This is a genomic window from Lysobacter soli, assembly GCF_009755585.1.
Taxonomy (GTDB): domain Bacteria; phylum Pseudomonadota; class Gammaproteobacteria; order Xanthomonadales; family Xanthomonadaceae; genus Lysobacter_J; species Lysobacter_J soli.
Genome location: NZ_CP046603.1, coordinates 3,649,154 through 3,663,506, shown reverse-complemented (window position 1 = coordinate 3,663,506; position 14,353 = coordinate 3,649,154). Strand labels below are relative to the sequence as shown.

Genomic DNA, 14,353 nt, shown 5'->3' with positions numbered 1-14,353 from the left:
GCGGCGATCAATCGCGTGCGTCGTCCGCATCGCGCCACGATCGCGCGTCGCCGGGAAGATGCCCGTCCGGATCGTGCACGCGCAGCATCCGCGCAGGCAGCTGGCTGGAGTTGAACAGAACGAGATTCGTACCGCCTGCATGCGCGGACGACGGAAAGAGAATGCCGGCGGCGCCGGCATCGAGCGCGATATCGCCCAGCACCCAGCTCGGCGGCTCACTGCGTTCGTCGAAGGCGAGGCGTCGCCAGTTGCAGGCGTAATCGGCCCAGATCGGCTCCCAGCGAACGCTGTCGAAACCGGCGGAGAAGTCGACCACCACGAGCGGGCCGACTAGGAAGGTCACCAGCGTCCCGGGTGGCAGCAGGAGCTCGTGCTGGCGGTATTCCTCCAGCGCGGTGATCGCGTCCTTCGACAGATAGAGCGCTTCGAGTCCGGGCCGGTTGAAGCGGCCGCCCTTGCGTGCCGCGCCGGCGCCAGAGGTCGGCGCGTGCGACCAGCGCGGGACGATGACGCGATACAGCGCGTCGCCATCGCCCAACTGGCGCAGGATCATCCGGTCGCGCCGCCGGCAACCGATTCGATGTAGTCGATCACGACCTGCGCCTTGCCGGCCTGAACCAGCGCATCGGCGGTGAGGTAATCGAAGTCGGCCAGCGGATCGTTCATGAACCAGAAGATGGCGCGCGTGCGATCGCCGCCGGCGGCGTCCTCCGCCGCGGCGATGACGCGCACGACCTCGCGCAAGTACTGCTGGAGGTGTTCGTTCTGCGGGCGCGCGGTCGGCGTGTTGCGGCTGACGCGGGCGCGTTCGGCCAGGCTCTGCACCTGCAGGCCCAGCGCGTCGCCGATGCGGCGGGGCGAGAGGTAGACCTGGTCGGGCTCGCGAACGGCTTCGGCCAGGCTGGCGCGGGATTTCATGACGGCGTTCATCAGGAACTCCGGTCGAGGCATGCACGAATCATGCACGAAATTCGCACGTAATTCCACCTGCAGGGCCCGACCGGCTGCACGATCGCCCAAAGAAAAAACCCGGCAGCACGGGCTGCCGGGTTTCCAGTCCGCCGGGAGGGGAGGCGGACGTCTTGGAAAAAGAAAGCGAAAGGAGAGAGTTGAAGCGGTAGGGATTACTTGACGCTGGCGGCCTTCGGGGCGACCGACGCGGCGGCCTTCACGGTCTTCTCGACCTCGCCTTGGACGCCGCGGGCGGCGGCTTCGAACTGCGACTTGGCCAGCTCGGAAATCGCGCCCTGCGTCTTCATCGTGCGGCCGAAGACTTCCTGGCCGGTGGCGACGCCGCGCTCGAAGTTCTCGCGGGCGACCTGCGTGCCCTTCGGCCACAGGTTCTTGAAGCCGTCGAAATCGCGGATTTCGGCCGCTTCGCCGAGGAAGGCGAACGTGGCGTTGACGCGGTCCTCGATCGCCGAAAGCTGCAGGCCGAAGACGGCCTCGGCGTTGTCGAGGGCGAGGCGGTTGACCTGTGCGGCCGTGTCCGCGAACTGGCGCGTCGCGGCGGCGAACTGTTCGTTGAACGGCTGGTACATGGTGGTCTCCAGGCAATCCGGGGAGGGAGGGGGTTCGGATTGTGCGGTGCAGCATAACCGAGGATTTGTTGCGGTGCAACACGGGGCGGCACGGGACTCAGGTCCCATTGGGGGAGTTGAAGTCCGGTGGCAGAATCCCGCTGCAACGGGCTCTGCCCGCGCAGGATCGCCAACCAGGATGACCGGACGATGATGCAGGCCCGCCTCCCCTCCACGCCGCGCTGCCGGGGGCTGATGGCCAGCCTGGCCGTCCTCGTCGCCGTCCTGCTCGGAGCGGTCGCATCCCCGGCCATCGCCCAGACCGCGGCTCCGGATCCGGCGCATTCCGCCCATCTCCCCTGCGTCGGCCTGGTGCTCGGCGGCGGTGGTGCGCGCGGGTCGGCCCACGTCGGCGTGCTCAAGGTGCTCGAACGCGAGCGCATCCCCGTCTGCAAGGTCGCCGGCACCAGCATGGGCTCGATCGTCGGCGGCCTGTACGCCACCGGCTACACGCCGGCGGAGATGGAAAACCTGATCGACACCATCGACTGGGCGGACATGTTCGTCGACGACCCGCCGCGGCCCGGCCAGCCGATGCGCCGGAAGGACGCCGATTTCCGCTACCTGCTCGACCTGGAGATCGGCTACGTCGACGGCCGCGTCGTGTTGCCGGTCGGCATCGTGCAGGGGCAGAAGCTGTTGATGCTGATGCGCCGGCTGACGATCTCGACCTGGAACGTCAATGACTTCGACCAGCTGCCGATCCCGTTCCGCGCCGTCGCCGCCGACATCATCAACGGCGACAAGGTGGTGTTCGAGGATGGCGACCTCGCGCTGGCGATCCGGTCGAGCATGTCCGTGCCCGGCGCTTTCGCGCCGGTGCGCGTGGGCGACCGCCTGCTCGTCGACGGCGGCATGGTCGACAACGTGCCTGTCGATGTCGTGCGACAGATGGGCGCCGACCGCCTCATCGTCGTCGACGTCGGCTCGCCGCTGCACAAGGAAGAGGCGCTGACCAATCCGCTGGTGATCATGGACCAGATGATCTCGGCGCTGATGACCGAGAAGACCGAGGCGACGCTCGCCACGTTGCGCCCGGAGGACGTGCTCATCCGCCCGGAACTGGGCGACATCACCGCGGCGGAATTCAACCGCGGTGCCGAAGCCATCGCCATCGGGGAACGCGCGGCCGAAGCGGCGCTGCCGCGGCTGCGCGCGCTGTCCGTGGACGAGGCGACGTACGCCGCCTATCGCGAGCGCCAGCGCAAGCGCGATTTCGATCCGAAGCTGGTGGCGTTCCTCGACGTCGTTGAAGGCCGCTCGCCATCGGCGACGCGTGAAGTCGAGCGCGCCGTCGCGCCGAACCTGGACGAGCCGTTCGATGCGGAGCGCCTGGAGAAGACCATCGGCACGGCGTACGGAGACGGCCGCTTCCAGCAGATCGACTACCGCCTGGTCGAACGCAACGGCGAACGCGGCCTGCAGATCATTCCGGCGGAAAAACCATGGTCGGCGTTCGGCAAGCTCGGCTTCCAGCTGGACGACAACTTCAACGGCCGCAACAGCTATATGGTCTCGGCGGAGCTGACGTTCAACGACGTCAACACACTGGGCGCGGAATGGCGCAACGTGCTGCGGCTGGGGCGCATCACCGGACTGCTGTCGGAGTTCTACCAGCCGCTGGGCGAAACCGGCGCGTTCTACGTGAAGCCCGCGCTCGAACTGCGCAACGAATCCTTCCCGCTGTGGATCGAGGACGCGCAGCTGGCCGAGTACCGGGTCAACCGGCGCCAGGTCGCCGTCGAAGCGGGCTGGTCGCCGCAACCGGAATGGCGCGTCAGCGCGCAGCTGGTCGCCGGCAAGGATCGCGGCGACCTGCTCATCGGCAATCCGGCCGACTTCACCAACAGCGAGGAGAAGTACGCAGGCGTGTTCTACAACGCGACCTGGGACACGCTGGACAACATCAACTTCCCCACGCGCGGCATCCGCGTGAGCGCGGACCTGGAGACCTACCACGACACGGCCGGCGCGAACGTCGAAGGCGACGTCGCGCGCCTCACCGCCGACTGGGCGCAGGCGTGGGGCCGCTACCACCTGCTGCTCGGCGCGCACCTGAGCAGCGCCTTGGAAGACGACAGCTTCTTCCAGACGCAGGGCTTCCTCGGCGGCTTCCTCAATCTTTCCGGCTTCGACGAACGCGCGCTGTTCGGCACGCAGACCGCGCTGGCACGCGCGGTGATGTACCGCCGCACGGGCAACACGAGCCGGTTGTTCTCGATGCCGATGTTCGTCGGTGCGAGCGTTGAAACCGGCAACGTCTGGGCGACGAAGGACGAGGTGGACGACGACCTGATCCTCGCCGGCAGCCTGTTCGTCGGCTTCAGCACGCCGCTGGGGCCGATGTTCCTGGCGTACGGCGCCAACGACGAAGGCGAGAACTCGTGGTACCTGACGTTCGGCTCGCTGCTGCGGCCGCAGGTGAAGTGATGCCGGGCGCGCCGGTGGCGCGCCTCAGGCCTTGTAGTGGCAACCCGACGTGCAGGTCTCGTGCACGACCACTTCCGACAGCAGCGGGAGCGAGGGCTTCAGCTGGTCCCAGATCCACTTCGCCAGCACTTCGCTGGTCGGATTCTCCAGGCCTTCGATGTCGTTGAGGTAGTGGTGGTCCAGGCGGTCGTAGATCGGCTTGAACGCTGCCTTCAGGTCGGCGAAGTCCATCACCCAGCCGAAGTGCGGGTCGATGTCGCCCTCGACGTGGATCTCGATGCGGAAACTGTGCCCGTGCAGGCGCGCGCACTTGTGACCCTCGGGGACGTTGGGCAGGCGGTGCGCGGCTTCGAGCGTGAAGGCCTTGAAGATTTTCATGCGCGCAGTGTACCGCCGGGCCGTCGCCCGGGCGCTGCGACGCTCCTGGCGCGGGCGGCATCCAGAGATAGAAATCCCTCGGGAAACTCCTCCATGCCGAAGCTGCTCCGCGTCGCCGCCCTTTTGCTGCTGTCCGCCTTCGCCGCGCATGCCGAGCCCGTCCCGCGCGAGCGGGTCGACGCCGTGGCCGATGCGATCGCCGCGAACTACTTCGATCCCGCGCGTGGGAAAACCATCGCCGACGACCTGCGTCGCGATGCCGCGAGCGGTAAGTTCGATGCGCTCGCGCCGCAGGCGCTGGCCGACGCACTGACGGCGCGCCTGCGTCCGCTCGATCGCCATTTCCGCGTGCGATGGGAGGGCGGTGGCGCGACCGATACGCAACCGGCCGGCCCGCGCCGCCGCTCGCCGCCGGCGAACCACGGCATCGCAACGGTGGAAACCCTGCCGGGCGACATTGGGCATCTCCGTCTGAGCGAGTTCGCGCATTTCGAGTTCGGCGACGCGAACGCGCCCGAACGCGCCGCGATCGATGCGGCACTCGTAAAGCTCGCCGACAAGCGCGCGATGATCGTCGACCTGCGCGGTTGCCGCGGCGGTTCGCCGAGCATGGTCGGCTACCTCGCCAGCGCCTTCGTCGCGCCGGGCGCCGACATCTACAACACCTTCCATACACGTACGCAGACGCTGAGCGAGGCGCCCGACGCGCCTTACGCCACGCCGCGCACGCAGGTGCCGTTGTACGTGCTGATCGACAAGGGCACCGCCTCGGCGGCCGAGTCGTTCGCCTATACGCTGCAGAGCGCGAAGCGCGCCACCATCGTCGGCGCACGCAGCGCGGGTGCGGCCAATCCCGGCGGCATGATCGACCTCGGCGACGGTTACAGCGTGTTCGTGTCCGACGGCTCGCCCATCAATCCGATCACGCGCACGAACTGGGAATCGACCGGCATCGCGCCCGACGTTGTGACCACCTCCCACCAGGCGCTCGACGCCGCGCTACGTCTCGCCCACGCGCCACGCTGAACGGAAAAAGCGTCGTACACGCCGGATTCGCATCGGTGAACGAACACGACGCGCGAAGCGGGCGATATCGCGGATTTCACGCGGAACTACGCATTTGCGCTGAAAGCTGTGCGCACCTTCAACGGGAGCCACGACATGAAGATCCGAACGAATTCGACCTTGTTCGCCGCCGTCTTCGGCGCGGCCGCGATGATCGCCGCGCCGGCCATGGCGCTTGCGCAGGATCGCACCCAGACCGAGGCGGAAGAGGAAAGCGACTCCGCGCAGCCGGTCAACGACACCTGGATCACCACCAAGGTGAAGGCCGATCTGATGGCCACCTCCGACGTGCCGGGCACCGAGATCGACGTCGACACCACCAACGGCGTGGTGAAGCTGTCCGGCACGGTCGACAGCAAGGCCAAGCATGACAAGGCGATCTCGGTCGCCAAGGGCATCAAGGGCGTGAAGAGCGTCGATGCCAAGGGCCTGACCGTCGCCAAGGGCGACAAGAAGTAACGAACCGATAGGGCGGCCCTGGGGCCGTGCGGGCGGCAAACGCCCGGGTGTCCGCACCCGGGCGTTTTGTCGTGGAAAGAGGAGAACAACGCGATGGCGAAAGAGAAGAAGCCGACGTCGAATGCCGATGGCACGGCGGCGAAGCAGCAGGCGATCCAGGAGCAGGTCGAGGCGAAGGAAGCGAAGAAGTCGTCGGCCGGCGATTCGGAGTCGAAGAAGAAGCCGGTGCAGGCCGGCACGCGCAAGCAGCCCGAAAATCCGCTGCCCGCGCAGCACCAGGACAAGCCCGGGCAGGAACACGAACTCGATCCGCGCCCGCGTTACCTCGCGCCGGACTACAAGGGCAGCGGAAAGCTGCAGGACATGGTCGCGATCGTTACCGGCGGCGATTCCGGCATCGGTCGGGCCGTGGCGGTGCTGTACGCGCGCGAAGGCGCGGACGTCGCGATCGTCTACCTCAACGAGCACGAGGATGCCGAGGAAACGCGCGCCGCGGTCGAGAAGGAAGGCCGGCGCTGCCTGGTCATTCCTGGCGACGTGAAGGATCCGAAGTTCTGCGAGGGCGCCGTCGCCGCCACCGTGCAGGCGTTCGGCAAACTCGACATCCTGGTGAACAACGCCGCGTTCCAGATGCATGCGCAGTCGCTGGAAGACCTCACCGACGAACACCTGCAGGAAACGCTGCAGACCAACATCGGCGGCTATTTCCACATGGCGCGCGCGGCGCTCAAGCACCTGCCCAAGGGCGGCTGCATCGTCAATTCGGGTTCGGAAACCGGTCTGTTCGGTTCGAAGCAGCTGCTCGATTACTCGGCCACGAAGGGCGCGATCCACGCCTTTACCAAGTCGCTGGCGAGCAACCTGCTCGAACGCGGCATCCGCGTGAATGCCGTCGCGCCGGGCCCGGTGTGGACGCCGCTCAATCCGGCGGACCGGGATGCGAAGGAAGTGGCGAAGTTCGGCGAATCCAGCGACATGGGCCGTCCCGCCCAGCCGGAAGAGCTGTCGCCCGCGTATGTGTTTCTTGCTTCGCCCGTGTGCTCGTCGTACGTCAACGGAATCGTGCTGCCGGTCATGGGCGGGCCGTATGGGTGAGGCAGGCCGCTTGCGCGGGTGAGTAGGGGTGCTTGCGCGGCATTGCCGCGCGCCCCGACGAACGACCGGCCACGGAGGGCCGGGCAGGGCGTTCGAAGCCTGATGCGTAACGCCATGGATGGCGGTGGTGCGGTCGACGGAGTAGCGCCTTTGTCTTTGCTGTTGCTCCGGGAGCCGCCTCTGCCGTCGCTCGTGCTGTTGCTCGTCATTCCCGCGAAGGCGGGAATCCATGGGCGTTCCACGCTTTCGCGTTGCATTTGGAGTGTGAGGAGAACAGCGGCACGCGCAGGTCGCAAACGCTGACCGCCAAGCGTGAAAAGTCCATGGATTCCCGCCTTCGCGGGAATGACGGGGGCATGGTTTACCCGTGAGGGAGTGCCCAAGCGTTCCGGGCCTGGGTCCCGGCTTTCGCCGGGATGACGGTGTTCTGAGGTGACGGCGGTCGTGAAGTGACGGCGGTGATGAAGTAACGACGGGTGATCTGGAGCGACGACGGTGATGAAGTGACGGCGGGTGATCTGAAGTAATTGCGGTGATCTGTCGTGATGGAGGCCATCAACCAACCACAGCCATCCTCACGTCGCTGCACGTAAAGCACCGCCCGACGGCAGCTCCAATCCAACCCGCCGCTACTCCGCCTCCTCCACCTTCCGCTCCCGCAGCTTCGTCATCGCGGCCTCCTCGCGGGCGCCCATGATCATCTCGGCGAGCCATTTGACGAGGATCGTCTGGTACGCCTTCTGCGCGGGCTTCTGCGAGAACGCGTGATCTGCGCCCTCGATCACGCGGCGCGTCAGCGAGCGCGTGTTGTGGAGCGCGTTGGCGTAGTTGTCGATCACCGGATGCGGCACGACGGTGTCGTGTTCGGCCGCGACGAGCAGCGCGTGGCCGCGATACTCCGCGCACGCACGCAGCACGGCGTTGTCCTGCCAGTCCATGCGGCGCTGTCGATACGCCACCAGGTCGGTGTCGATATGCAGCTGCAGCTTGGGGCGTTCCCAGCCCTCGTCGCGATAGATCGCAGGAGAGCGCAGCGCGAGCCAGCGCACTGGTCGCTGCGCCGTCATCAACGCCGCCAGATACCCGCCGTAGCTGATGCCGACCACCGCGATCGCATCCGGATCGACATTGGGCCGCGCCGCGAGCCAGTCGTACGCGGCGAGCAGGTCGGCGAGGTTCTGCGGGCGGTTGACCTTCTCCCAGTGACGCGCGGTGCGCTCGTGCCCGCGCAGGTCGAAGGTTAGGCAGACGCAGCCGATGCCCGCCGCTTCGCGCGCGCGCACCAGGTCGTGTTCCTGGCTCCCGCCCCAGCCGTGCACGAACAGCACGCCGGGCAACTGCGACGGCGGCGAGAGCACCGTGCCGCTGATGCGCTCCTGTTCGACCGCCAGTTCGATGGTTTCGAGGCTAACGTCCATGCGCATCGTCCTGCGCGTCGAGCAGGGCGTACTTCGTCATCGGGCCGACGTGCGGATCCTCGCCACGGAAGGACACCTGCGCGCCCGGCGGTGGATCGACCAGCGCGTGGAACTCGTGCGTGGACACGTTCACGCGCGACGGCAGCGGATCGCGGTGCATCGCTTCGAGCGCGAGGATCTCCGCCGGCGTCGCACCGCCCACGCGCCAGGACTGTTCGAGTACGCCGGTACGCGGCATGCCGGACGGATCCACGCCGAGTGCTACGTCGTAGTTTCGGCGCGATGCGAAGAACGCCGGATACGCGCGCGACACCTCCACGTCGTAGCGGATCGCGCAACGCAGGACGCGACGCTCGGCTTCATCGTTCAACGTGGCGAGCAGGTCGTTGAGGTCGCCCCGGATGCACGCGAGCGAGGAGCCGCCGTACACCGACAAGCCCGACCGGTTGCGCGTGAGCCTCTGCATGCCGAAGTAGGCGATGCGGTGCGGCCCGAGCGCGACGGTGCCGACGCTGTAGGTCTTGACCGGCTTGAGGTTGAGTTCGACCACGGCGCCCACGCGCGCGAGCGATTGCGGGTCCAGGTGCGCGAGCGCGGCGTCGAGCGACTTGCGCTCGGTCGCGACCGACTGCCCGAGCCCGCCGATGCCGTCCGCGCGCTTGATGCGCGCCGGCAGGCCCTGTTCGAAGAGCGAGCGCGCCGCGCGGCCGACGTCTTCGACGGTGAAGGCCGCAAACCCTGGCAGCGTGACGTCGTCGAGCGCGCGGCCGAGCTCGTCGGACCAGCCTTCCGGCTTCATGCGTGCGCCGTCGACCAGCGGATGCGTGATCGTCTTCGTCGCCACGAACGCGTGCGGCACGACGCCGCCGAGCAACTGCTGCGGCCCGGCGATGCCCAGTTCGTGCGCATCGGAGGCGAGCAGCGTGACATCGGGCACGAAGAACGGCGGCGCGTCATACCGCGCGCCGGCGTCATGCACGCCTGCGTACTCGAAGTCGAGCAGCGTCGCGACGCGTTCGCCTATCCAGCGGCCGGTCGCCACCTCGTGTTCGCTGCGACGATCGCGTCGCAGCAGTTCGACCACGCAGCCGGCACCGTCTGCGCAGGCAGCGCGGCCGGGGTCGGGTGCGGTCTGGGTCCAGACTCCGCCGGCCGCCATCGTGCGGTCAGTCCGGTGCCTTGGCCGGCACGAAGGGCGATACCGGATCGCTCGCCGGGAAGGTTTCCTCCAGCGCCTGGTCCTGGTTCTCGCTCTCGTGCTGCTTGCGCTTCTCGCGCTCGCGCGGGTCCTCGGGCTTGTCCTGCGAGGTCTTCTTGTCGTCGTGCAGCGGCGGGTCTTTACGATCCTGCGACATGGCGCGGCTCCGGTGTTTCGTATCGATGTTGCATCGACGATACGACCGCGCCCGGGTAACGCCGCGTGATGGCGCGGGTGTCCGTGAATGCGCCACCGGACGCTGCTGTTCACGTGGATTTTCGCCGGCGCGGCGGATGGTTTTGTCGCGGCGACAGGCCGCGCCGCGACGCCTCGTATGGACTGGCACAGCAAGTTCGCCAAGAGTGCGGCCCGCTGGACCGGCAACGCCTCGTGCTTCGGCCTGGCGGTGCTGGTGGTGGTCGTGTGGCTGGTCAGCGGGCCGATGTTCGGGTTCAGCGACACCTGGCAGCTGGTCATCAACACCGGCACGACGATCATCACCTTCCTGATGGTGTTCCTGATCCAGAACACGCAGAACCGCGACACCGAGGCGATGCAGATCAAGCTCGACGAGCTGATTCGCGCCACGCGCATGGCCGAGAACACGCTGCTGGACCTGGAGGAACTCGACCAGGCCGAACTGGATCGCCTGCGCAAGCGCTACGAGGAACTCGCCCGCCTCGCGCGCGAACACAGCGATTCCCGGCGGCGCGACTCGCCCGCGCACGAGCATGCGCGCAAGACGGATGCGGCGCGATCGGGCGAACGCGACGGCGGCTACGACGATCGCGGCGAACATCGCGAGCCGGCGCCGCGCGGAGAGTGACGCGGCCTCAGCGCCAGGCGCTGCCGACCTGCACGTAGAGCGTCTCGTCTTCCGGGCCCCACGCGTAATCGACGCCGGTGTAGAGGCCGAGCACGCTGGCGATCTTGTAGCGCACGCCCGCGCCCTTCGCGACCTGGCTCGGCGCCTCGCCGAAATCGTTGTGACGGCCCCACGTGCGGCCGGCGCCGAGGAAGCCGATCAGCGCCCAGCGCGGCGTGGTGTTCCAGCGCAGTTCGGTTTCCAGCGTCGCCGCGCGCGTATCCGCGTAGCGTGCCGAACCGACGCCGCGCAGGTCGATGAACGGCAGGCGATAGAACGGGATGTCGCCGTTGGCCCAGCGCACGTCGATGCGACCGCCGAGCACGAAACGTTCCCCGCCCATCGGCAGGTAGGCGAAGGCGTGCGAGCGGTAGCTCTGGAACGTCGTGTCGCTGCCGAAGGCGTCGTCGTAGAAGTTGCCTTCGATCTGCCCCAGCCAGCCGCTGTTGGGCGTGAACGAGTTGTCGCGCGTGTCGTACTGCAGCGACAGGCCCAGCCCCGACGTGGTCTGCGCGCGCTCCTTGGGCGTGAAACGCTGCGCGTCGCCGGCAATGTCGAAGCTCAGGTCGAGGTCCATGTACGTCCACGACAGGCCGAGGTAGAGGTTCTCCTCGCCGAGTCGCCGCGCGATCTTCTGGAACGACACCATGCCCTCGGCGTTGTAGCCGATCGCCAGCGGCTCGGTGAAGCGGCCCGGCGTGTAGAAGTCGAGGTTTACCGACGCTTTCGCGACGCCGCCGGTGTAGCGCCAGCGATCGTCCTTGAAGTGCAGCATCGCGCCGCCGCCATAGGCATGCGTGCCGTTCTCGGTCTTCATCGCCATGCCGCCGAAGAGGTTGGGCGGCACGAGTTGCTGGCGGCCGTCGGCCGTCGTGCGCGTGGTCGCCGCACCCGCGGGGCGATGGAAGAACAGCGCGGCCAGTCCGCCGCCATAACCGACGGCCGGATCGCTGACGATGATCGGCACCGGCAGGAAACCGCCCTTGCGCTCCAGCAGCCAGCGCGACATGTCGAACTTGCCGTCCTTCGGATCGTGGAGCAGGGCGCGCAGGCCGGGCTTTTCAGCGGCCGCGTCGTCGGGCTCCGGCGCCGCGGTTCCGGAGCCCGACTGCGCGAAGGCCGTGGCGTACGCGAGAACGCCCGCGAGCGTCAGCGCGCAGCGCAGTCCCGCGCGGCGCATCAGTGTTCCGGCACCAGGAACGTGACGACCAGGCGCACGCCCCAGTCCGGCCCGCCGCGTGGCGCGTCGACGTAACCGCGAACGCCTCTGGCGAAGCTCAGCGTTTGCCCGCCGATGCGCGTGACCTTCGAGTACAGCACGTTGATCGGCACCGTCCACTGCTGGTTTTCCCAGTCGTAGGTGGACTCGGAATTGAACGTGAGCGTGCGCCCGCCCGGGAACTGGCGCGCGAAGAACGGCTGCAGGAACGTGTTGCTGAGGTCGGGATCGTTCGCCGAACCGCCGAAGGACCAGATGTGGTTGGCGAGCGCGCCGACCGTCCAGTGCTTGCCCTGGTGCAGCACGAGCACGCTCGGCCCCGCGCCCCATTCGTCCACGCCGAGGAGGTCGTCGCTGGCGGTGGGCAGCAGGAACACCGGGCCGATGCCCCACGTCAGGCCGCCGGCGGTGGGCTGCTTGGGCGAGAAGAAGAACGTCGGCGTGACGTTGCCCAGGCCGAACTGGCTGCCGGACTTGCCGGCGATGTCCTCCTGGTAGATCACCGGCGCGATCACGCGCGTGATCAGGTTCCAGTCCTGCGAGATCGATGCCGGGATCACCGGCTGGATGTTCAGCGTCTGCTTCGTGCCGTCCTCGCTGCCGTAGCCGAAATCGGCGTTGTACTGGAACGGCACGCTGATCATCGACGCGACGGGGTTCGACAGCTTCTTCGCCAGTTCGTCGGCGCTTTCCTGCGCATGCGCGACAGGCACCGTGGCGGCGGCAAGAACGATTGCGAAAAGGACGCGCGTGCACATGCTCGAACCTCCGTGTTCGTGATCAGAAGGCGATCGTCGCCGTCACCATGAGCGGATCGCCCTTGATGCGCCGCTTCACGTCGAACTCGGTGAGCCAACGGGCGGCGAATTCGACCTGGCCGCCGTCCCACTTGTTCGTGTAGTTGACCGTCGGGCCCAGCGCGAATGCGCGACCCTTGAAACCGTTGAGCCGGTCCGCCGTGGGGCCCTCGTCGTCCTCGATCTGCTGGATCCAGCCACCGATTCCACCGACGCCCCAGCCGTTGGCGAAACGCTTGACCAGTTGCGCGTCGAGGCGGAATACCGCGCCGTTCTGGTAATCGGTGGCGTCGTTCTTCGTGTAGATGTCGACGGCGCCGACGGTAGTGAATTCCAGCGTGCCCTTCTGCATCAGCTGCGTGTAGCCGATGGTCGGCGAATACGTCCAGTTGTTGAGGCTCAGGTTCGCCAGGCGGTCGGGGTCGTAATCGCCCCAGTCCGTGTAGACGTACAGCGCCAGCGTCATGTGCCGGGTCTGGTCGAAGTGGTAGCCGGCGATGATCGGCGCGAAGAACGGGTCGAAGATGTCCCAGTCGGCCTTGTCGTTCACCCGCCCGGTGCGCGAGCCGATCGACACGTTGGCGGTGACGTCGACTTCCGCGAATGGCAGCGTCGCCATTGATGCGAAGTTCCAGCGGCCTTCGCCCGTGTCCCAGACATACAGGCCGGTGACGCTGAGCATGTCGAAGGTCGCGTCCATGCCGAGCGTCAGCTGGTTGTTCAGCGGGACTTCGCGCGAAGCGCTGATCTCGCCACTGTAGTGCACGTAGCCGATGGCGGCATTGAAGCCGGGCGTCGGCGGCACGACGCCGGCGAAGGACTGCACGTTCGTGCCGGTGATGGTGCGGCCGAGTGCGCCTTCGGTCGCGAACGCGGGCTGGGCCAGCGCGGCGCAACCCAGCGCGATGCCGGCGGCGAGCAGGTGACGGGTGTTCATCGTTCTCTCTCCAAGCCAATTCAGACGCCGTCTCATCCGGCGTCGAGGAAACAGACGCGGCGCGGTGCATGGCCGCCGCCGCGCGTTGATCGATCAGCGACGACGGAAACCGCCGCCGCCGCGGAAGCCGCCACCGCCGAGTCCCGGACGGAAGCCGCCGACCGGCCGCTGCATGCCGCCCGCAGGCCGCTGCATGCCACCGCCGCGCTCGAAGCCGCCGGTGCGTTCCATCGCGCCGCCCTGGCGCTCGAACGCAGCGGGATTGAGCGAGCCGCCATCGCCGCGGATGCGCGCATCGCCGCGTTCGCGCGCGAAGCGGTCGCCGTCGAGCGAACCCGGATCCACGTTCTGCCGCGTCTGGCCGGACAGGTTCTGCGAGCGGTCGGGACGATCGACCTGCGTCCAGCCGTTCTCGTCGTGCCTGTAGACGTTGCCGTCGCGACCGGCGTAGACGTCGTCGTTCACCTGCACCACGCCACCGCGGTTCAACGTCCCGGTGTCGGCGTTGTAGTGGAAGCCGCCCGCGCCACGTGCATCGTTGCCGTTCGGCCCCTGCGTGTTGAACGCGCCGGCCGCGCCCGCGCCGTTGGGGCCGATTGCCGCGCCGCCCGCGGCCTGCGTCACTCGGCCGGTGTTGGTGTTCACGACGGTGCGTTCGCCCGCGCGCGCGGCCTGGCCGGTGTACGGATTCACTGCCGCGGCGCCGCCGCCCGCGACCACGCGACCGGTCTCCGGGTTGTAGCGGATGCCCTGCGCCCCCGCGCTGGTCGTGCCGGTGTAGACGTTGGTGTTGACGCCCGCACGGCCGATGCCGCGTCCGCCGGTGGCTTCGTTGTAGTAGCCGCCGCGCGCGCCGCGACCGACGTTGCCGGTCCACGGATCCGCCCACGCCGCGGCCGTGCCGCGCACCGC

Annotated in this window: 15 protein-coding genes; 5 read left to right on the top strand and 10 right to left on the bottom strand. The window is 67.9% G+C overall.

Translation table 11 applies throughout. The annotated features are described in order from the left end of the window. Positions 1-7 precede the first annotated feature (7 nt). The 3 genes from GOY17_RS16680 to GOY17_RS16670 all read right to left on the bottom strand — a co-directional run bounded on the left by GOY17_RS16680 (position 8) and on the right by GOY17_RS16670 (position 1,541). A complete protein-coding gene (locus tag GOY17_RS16680) occupies positions 8-553 on the bottom strand; it encodes an RES family NAD+ phosphorylase (protein ID WP_157031217.1) in 546 nt (181 codons plus the stop codon). Further along, positions 550-930 carry a DUF2384 domain-containing protein gene (locus tag GOY17_RS16675; protein WP_157031216.1) on the bottom strand — a complete coding sequence of 127 codons (381 nt, stop codon included), beginning with the start codon at positions 928-930 and terminating at the stop codon, positions 550-552. Before GOY17_RS16675 ends, GOY17_RS16680 begins: the two co-directional genes overlap by 4 nt. A gap of 194 nt (positions 931-1,124) precedes the next feature. Further along, positions 1,125-1,541, bottom strand: coding sequence for a phasin family protein (locus GOY17_RS16670; RefSeq protein WP_157031215.1), 417 nt, complete (start codon positions 1,539-1,541; stop codon positions 1,125-1,127). A gap of 189 nt (positions 1,542-1,730) precedes the next feature. On the opposite strand from GOY17_RS16670, the gene GOY17_RS16665 reads away from it, so the two are divergent. Then, the gene (locus GOY17_RS16665) at positions 1,731-4,010 is read left to right on the top strand and encodes a patatin-like phospholipase family protein (RefSeq protein WP_157031214.1); all 2,280 of its coding nucleotides are present in this window, start codon (positions 1,731-1,733) and stop codon (positions 4,008-4,010) included. Positions 4,011-4,034: 24 nt separating this feature from the next. Here the strand turns inward: GOY17_RS16665 and queD are convergent, their stop codons facing one another. Continuing rightward, the gene (gene queD, locus GOY17_RS16660; protein ID WP_157031213.1) at positions 4,035-4,388 is read right to left on the bottom strand and encodes a 6-carboxytetrahydropterin synthase QueD; all 354 of its coding nucleotides are present in this window, start codon (positions 4,386-4,388) and stop codon (positions 4,035-4,037) included. Between the two features lie 93 nt (positions 4,389-4,481). Here queD and GOY17_RS16655 point away from each other — a divergent pair, with 93 nt between their 5' ends. The 3 genes from GOY17_RS16655 to GOY17_RS16645 all read left to right on the top strand — a co-directional run bounded on the left by GOY17_RS16655 (position 4,482) and on the right by GOY17_RS16645 (position 7,007). Further along, positions 4,482-5,414 (top strand): S41 family peptidase, encoded by a 933-nt coding sequence (locus tag GOY17_RS16655; protein ID WP_157031212.1) that lies wholly within the window; start codon positions 4,482-4,484, stop codon positions 5,412-5,414. Positions 5,415-5,549: 135 nt separating this feature from the next. Beyond that, positions 5,550-5,912 carry a BON domain-containing protein gene (locus tag GOY17_RS16650; RefSeq protein ID WP_115842069.1) on the top strand — a complete coding sequence of 121 codons (363 nt, stop codon included), beginning with the start codon at positions 5,550-5,552 and terminating at the stop codon, positions 5,910-5,912. Between the two features lie 93 nt (positions 5,913-6,005). Further along, positions 6,006-7,007 (top strand): SDR family oxidoreductase, encoded by a 1,002-nt coding sequence (locus GOY17_RS16645; RefSeq protein WP_115841856.1) that lies wholly within the window; start codon positions 6,006-6,008, stop codon positions 7,005-7,007. Positions 7,008-7,636: 629 nt separating this feature from the next. On the opposite strand, the gene GOY17_RS16640 is transcribed toward GOY17_RS16645, so the two are convergent. The 3 genes from GOY17_RS16640 to GOY17_RS16630 are packed head-to-tail and all read right to left on the bottom strand — an operon-like array spanning position 7,637 to position 9,780. Then, positions 7,637-8,425 carry an alpha/beta hydrolase family protein gene (locus tag GOY17_RS16640; RefSeq protein WP_157031211.1) on the bottom strand — a complete coding sequence of 263 codons (789 nt, stop codon included), beginning with the start codon at positions 8,423-8,425 and terminating at the stop codon, positions 7,637-7,639. Further along, positions 8,415-9,584, bottom strand: a complete 1,170-nt coding sequence (locus tag GOY17_RS16635) for a DUF3182 family protein (protein WP_157031210.1) — start codon at positions 9,582-9,584, stop codon at positions 8,415-8,417. Before GOY17_RS16635 ends, GOY17_RS16640 begins: the two co-directional genes overlap by 11 nt. A gap of 7 nt (positions 9,585-9,591) precedes the next feature. Continuing rightward, entirely contained in the window at positions 9,592-9,780 is a 189-nt protein-coding gene (locus GOY17_RS16630; protein ID WP_115841854.1) for a hypothetical protein, read from the bottom strand. Positions 9,781-9,957: 177 nt separating this feature from the next. Between GOY17_RS16630 and GOY17_RS16625 the strand changes: the two genes are divergently transcribed. Further along, on the top strand, positions 9,958-10,449 hold the full coding sequence (locus GOY17_RS16625; RefSeq protein WP_157031776.1) for a low affinity iron permease family protein: 492 nt from the start codon (positions 9,958-9,960) through the stop codon (positions 10,447-10,449). Positions 10,450-10,456: 7 nt separating this feature from the next. On the opposite strand, the gene GOY17_RS16620 is transcribed toward GOY17_RS16625, so the two are convergent. Genes GOY17_RS16620 through GOY17_RS16610 form a run of 3 tightly spaced genes read right to left on the bottom strand, consistent with a single transcriptional unit; the run spans position 10,457 to position 13,441 of the window. Beyond that, on the bottom strand, positions 10,457-11,668 hold the full coding sequence (locus tag GOY17_RS16620) for a BamA/TamA family outer membrane protein (protein ID WP_157031209.1): 1,212 nt from the start codon (positions 11,666-11,668) through the stop codon (positions 10,457-10,459). Further along, positions 11,668-12,465, bottom strand: coding sequence for a transporter (locus tag GOY17_RS16615; RefSeq protein ID WP_157031208.1), 798 nt, complete (start codon positions 12,463-12,465; stop codon positions 11,668-11,670). The genes GOY17_RS16620 and GOY17_RS16615 overlap by 1 nt, the downstream gene beginning before the upstream one ends. Before the next feature lie 22 nt (positions 12,466-12,487). Then, positions 12,488-13,441, bottom strand: coding sequence for a SphA family protein (locus GOY17_RS16610; protein WP_198173719.1), 954 nt, complete (start codon positions 13,439-13,441; stop codon positions 12,488-12,490). Positions 13,442-14,353: the final 912 nt, after the last annotated feature.

Excerpts from the sequence above, each read along its gene's own strand:
- GOY17_RS16665 (WP_157031214.1), top strand. The coding sequence starts at position 1,731 with ATGATGCAGGCCCGCCTCCCCTCCACGCCGCGCTGCCGGGGGCTGATG.
- GOY17_RS16620 (WP_157031209.1), bottom strand. The coding sequence starts at position 11,668 with ATGCGCCGCGCGGGACTGCGCTGCGCGCTGACGCTCGCGGGCGTTCTC.
- queD (WP_157031213.1), bottom strand. The coding sequence starts at position 4,388 with ATGAAAATCTTCAAGGCCTTCACGCTCGAAGCCGCGCACCGCCTGCCC.
- GOY17_RS16640 (WP_157031211.1), bottom strand. The coding sequence starts at position 8,425 with ATGGACGTTAGCCTCGAAACCATCGAACTGGCGGTCGAACAGGAGCGC.
- GOY17_RS16630 (WP_115841854.1), bottom strand. The coding sequence starts at position 9,780 with ATGTCGCAGGATCGTAAAGACCCGCCGCTGCACGACGACAAGAAGACC.
- GOY17_RS16680 (WP_157031217.1), bottom strand. The coding sequence starts at position 553 with ATGATCCTGCGCCAGTTGGGCGATGGCGACGCGCTGTATCGCGTCATC.
- GOY17_RS16675 (WP_157031216.1), bottom strand. The coding sequence starts at position 930 with ATGAACGCCGTCATGAAATCCCGCGCCAGCCTGGCCGAAGCCGTTCGC.
- GOY17_RS16610 (WP_198173719.1), bottom strand. The coding sequence starts at position 13,441 with ATGAACACCCGTCACCTGCTCGCCGCCGGCATCGCGCTGGGTTGCGCC.
- GOY17_RS16645 (WP_115841856.1), top strand. The coding sequence starts at position 6,006 with ATGGCGAAAGAGAAGAAGCCGACGTCGAATGCCGATGGCACGGCGGCG.
- GOY17_RS16670 (WP_157031215.1), bottom strand. The coding sequence starts at position 1,541 with ATGTACCAGCCGTTCAACGAACAGTTCGCCGCCGCGACGCGCCAGTTC.
- GOY17_RS16650 (WP_115842069.1), top strand. The coding sequence starts at position 5,550 with ATGAAGATCCGAACGAATTCGACCTTGTTCGCCGCCGTCTTCGGCGCG.
- GOY17_RS16635 (WP_157031210.1), bottom strand. The coding sequence starts at position 9,584 with ATGGCGGCCGGCGGAGTCTGGACCCAGACCGCACCCGACCCCGGCCGC.
- GOY17_RS16625 (WP_157031776.1), top strand. The coding sequence starts at position 9,958 with ATGGACTGGCACAGCAAGTTCGCCAAGAGTGCGGCCCGCTGGACCGGC.
- GOY17_RS16615 (WP_157031208.1), bottom strand. The coding sequence starts at position 12,465 with ATGTGCACGCGCGTCCTTTTCGCAATCGTTCTTGCCGCCGCCACGGTG.
- GOY17_RS16655 (WP_157031212.1), top strand. The coding sequence starts at position 4,482 with ATGCCGAAGCTGCTCCGCGTCGCCGCCCTTTTGCTGCTGTCCGCCTTC.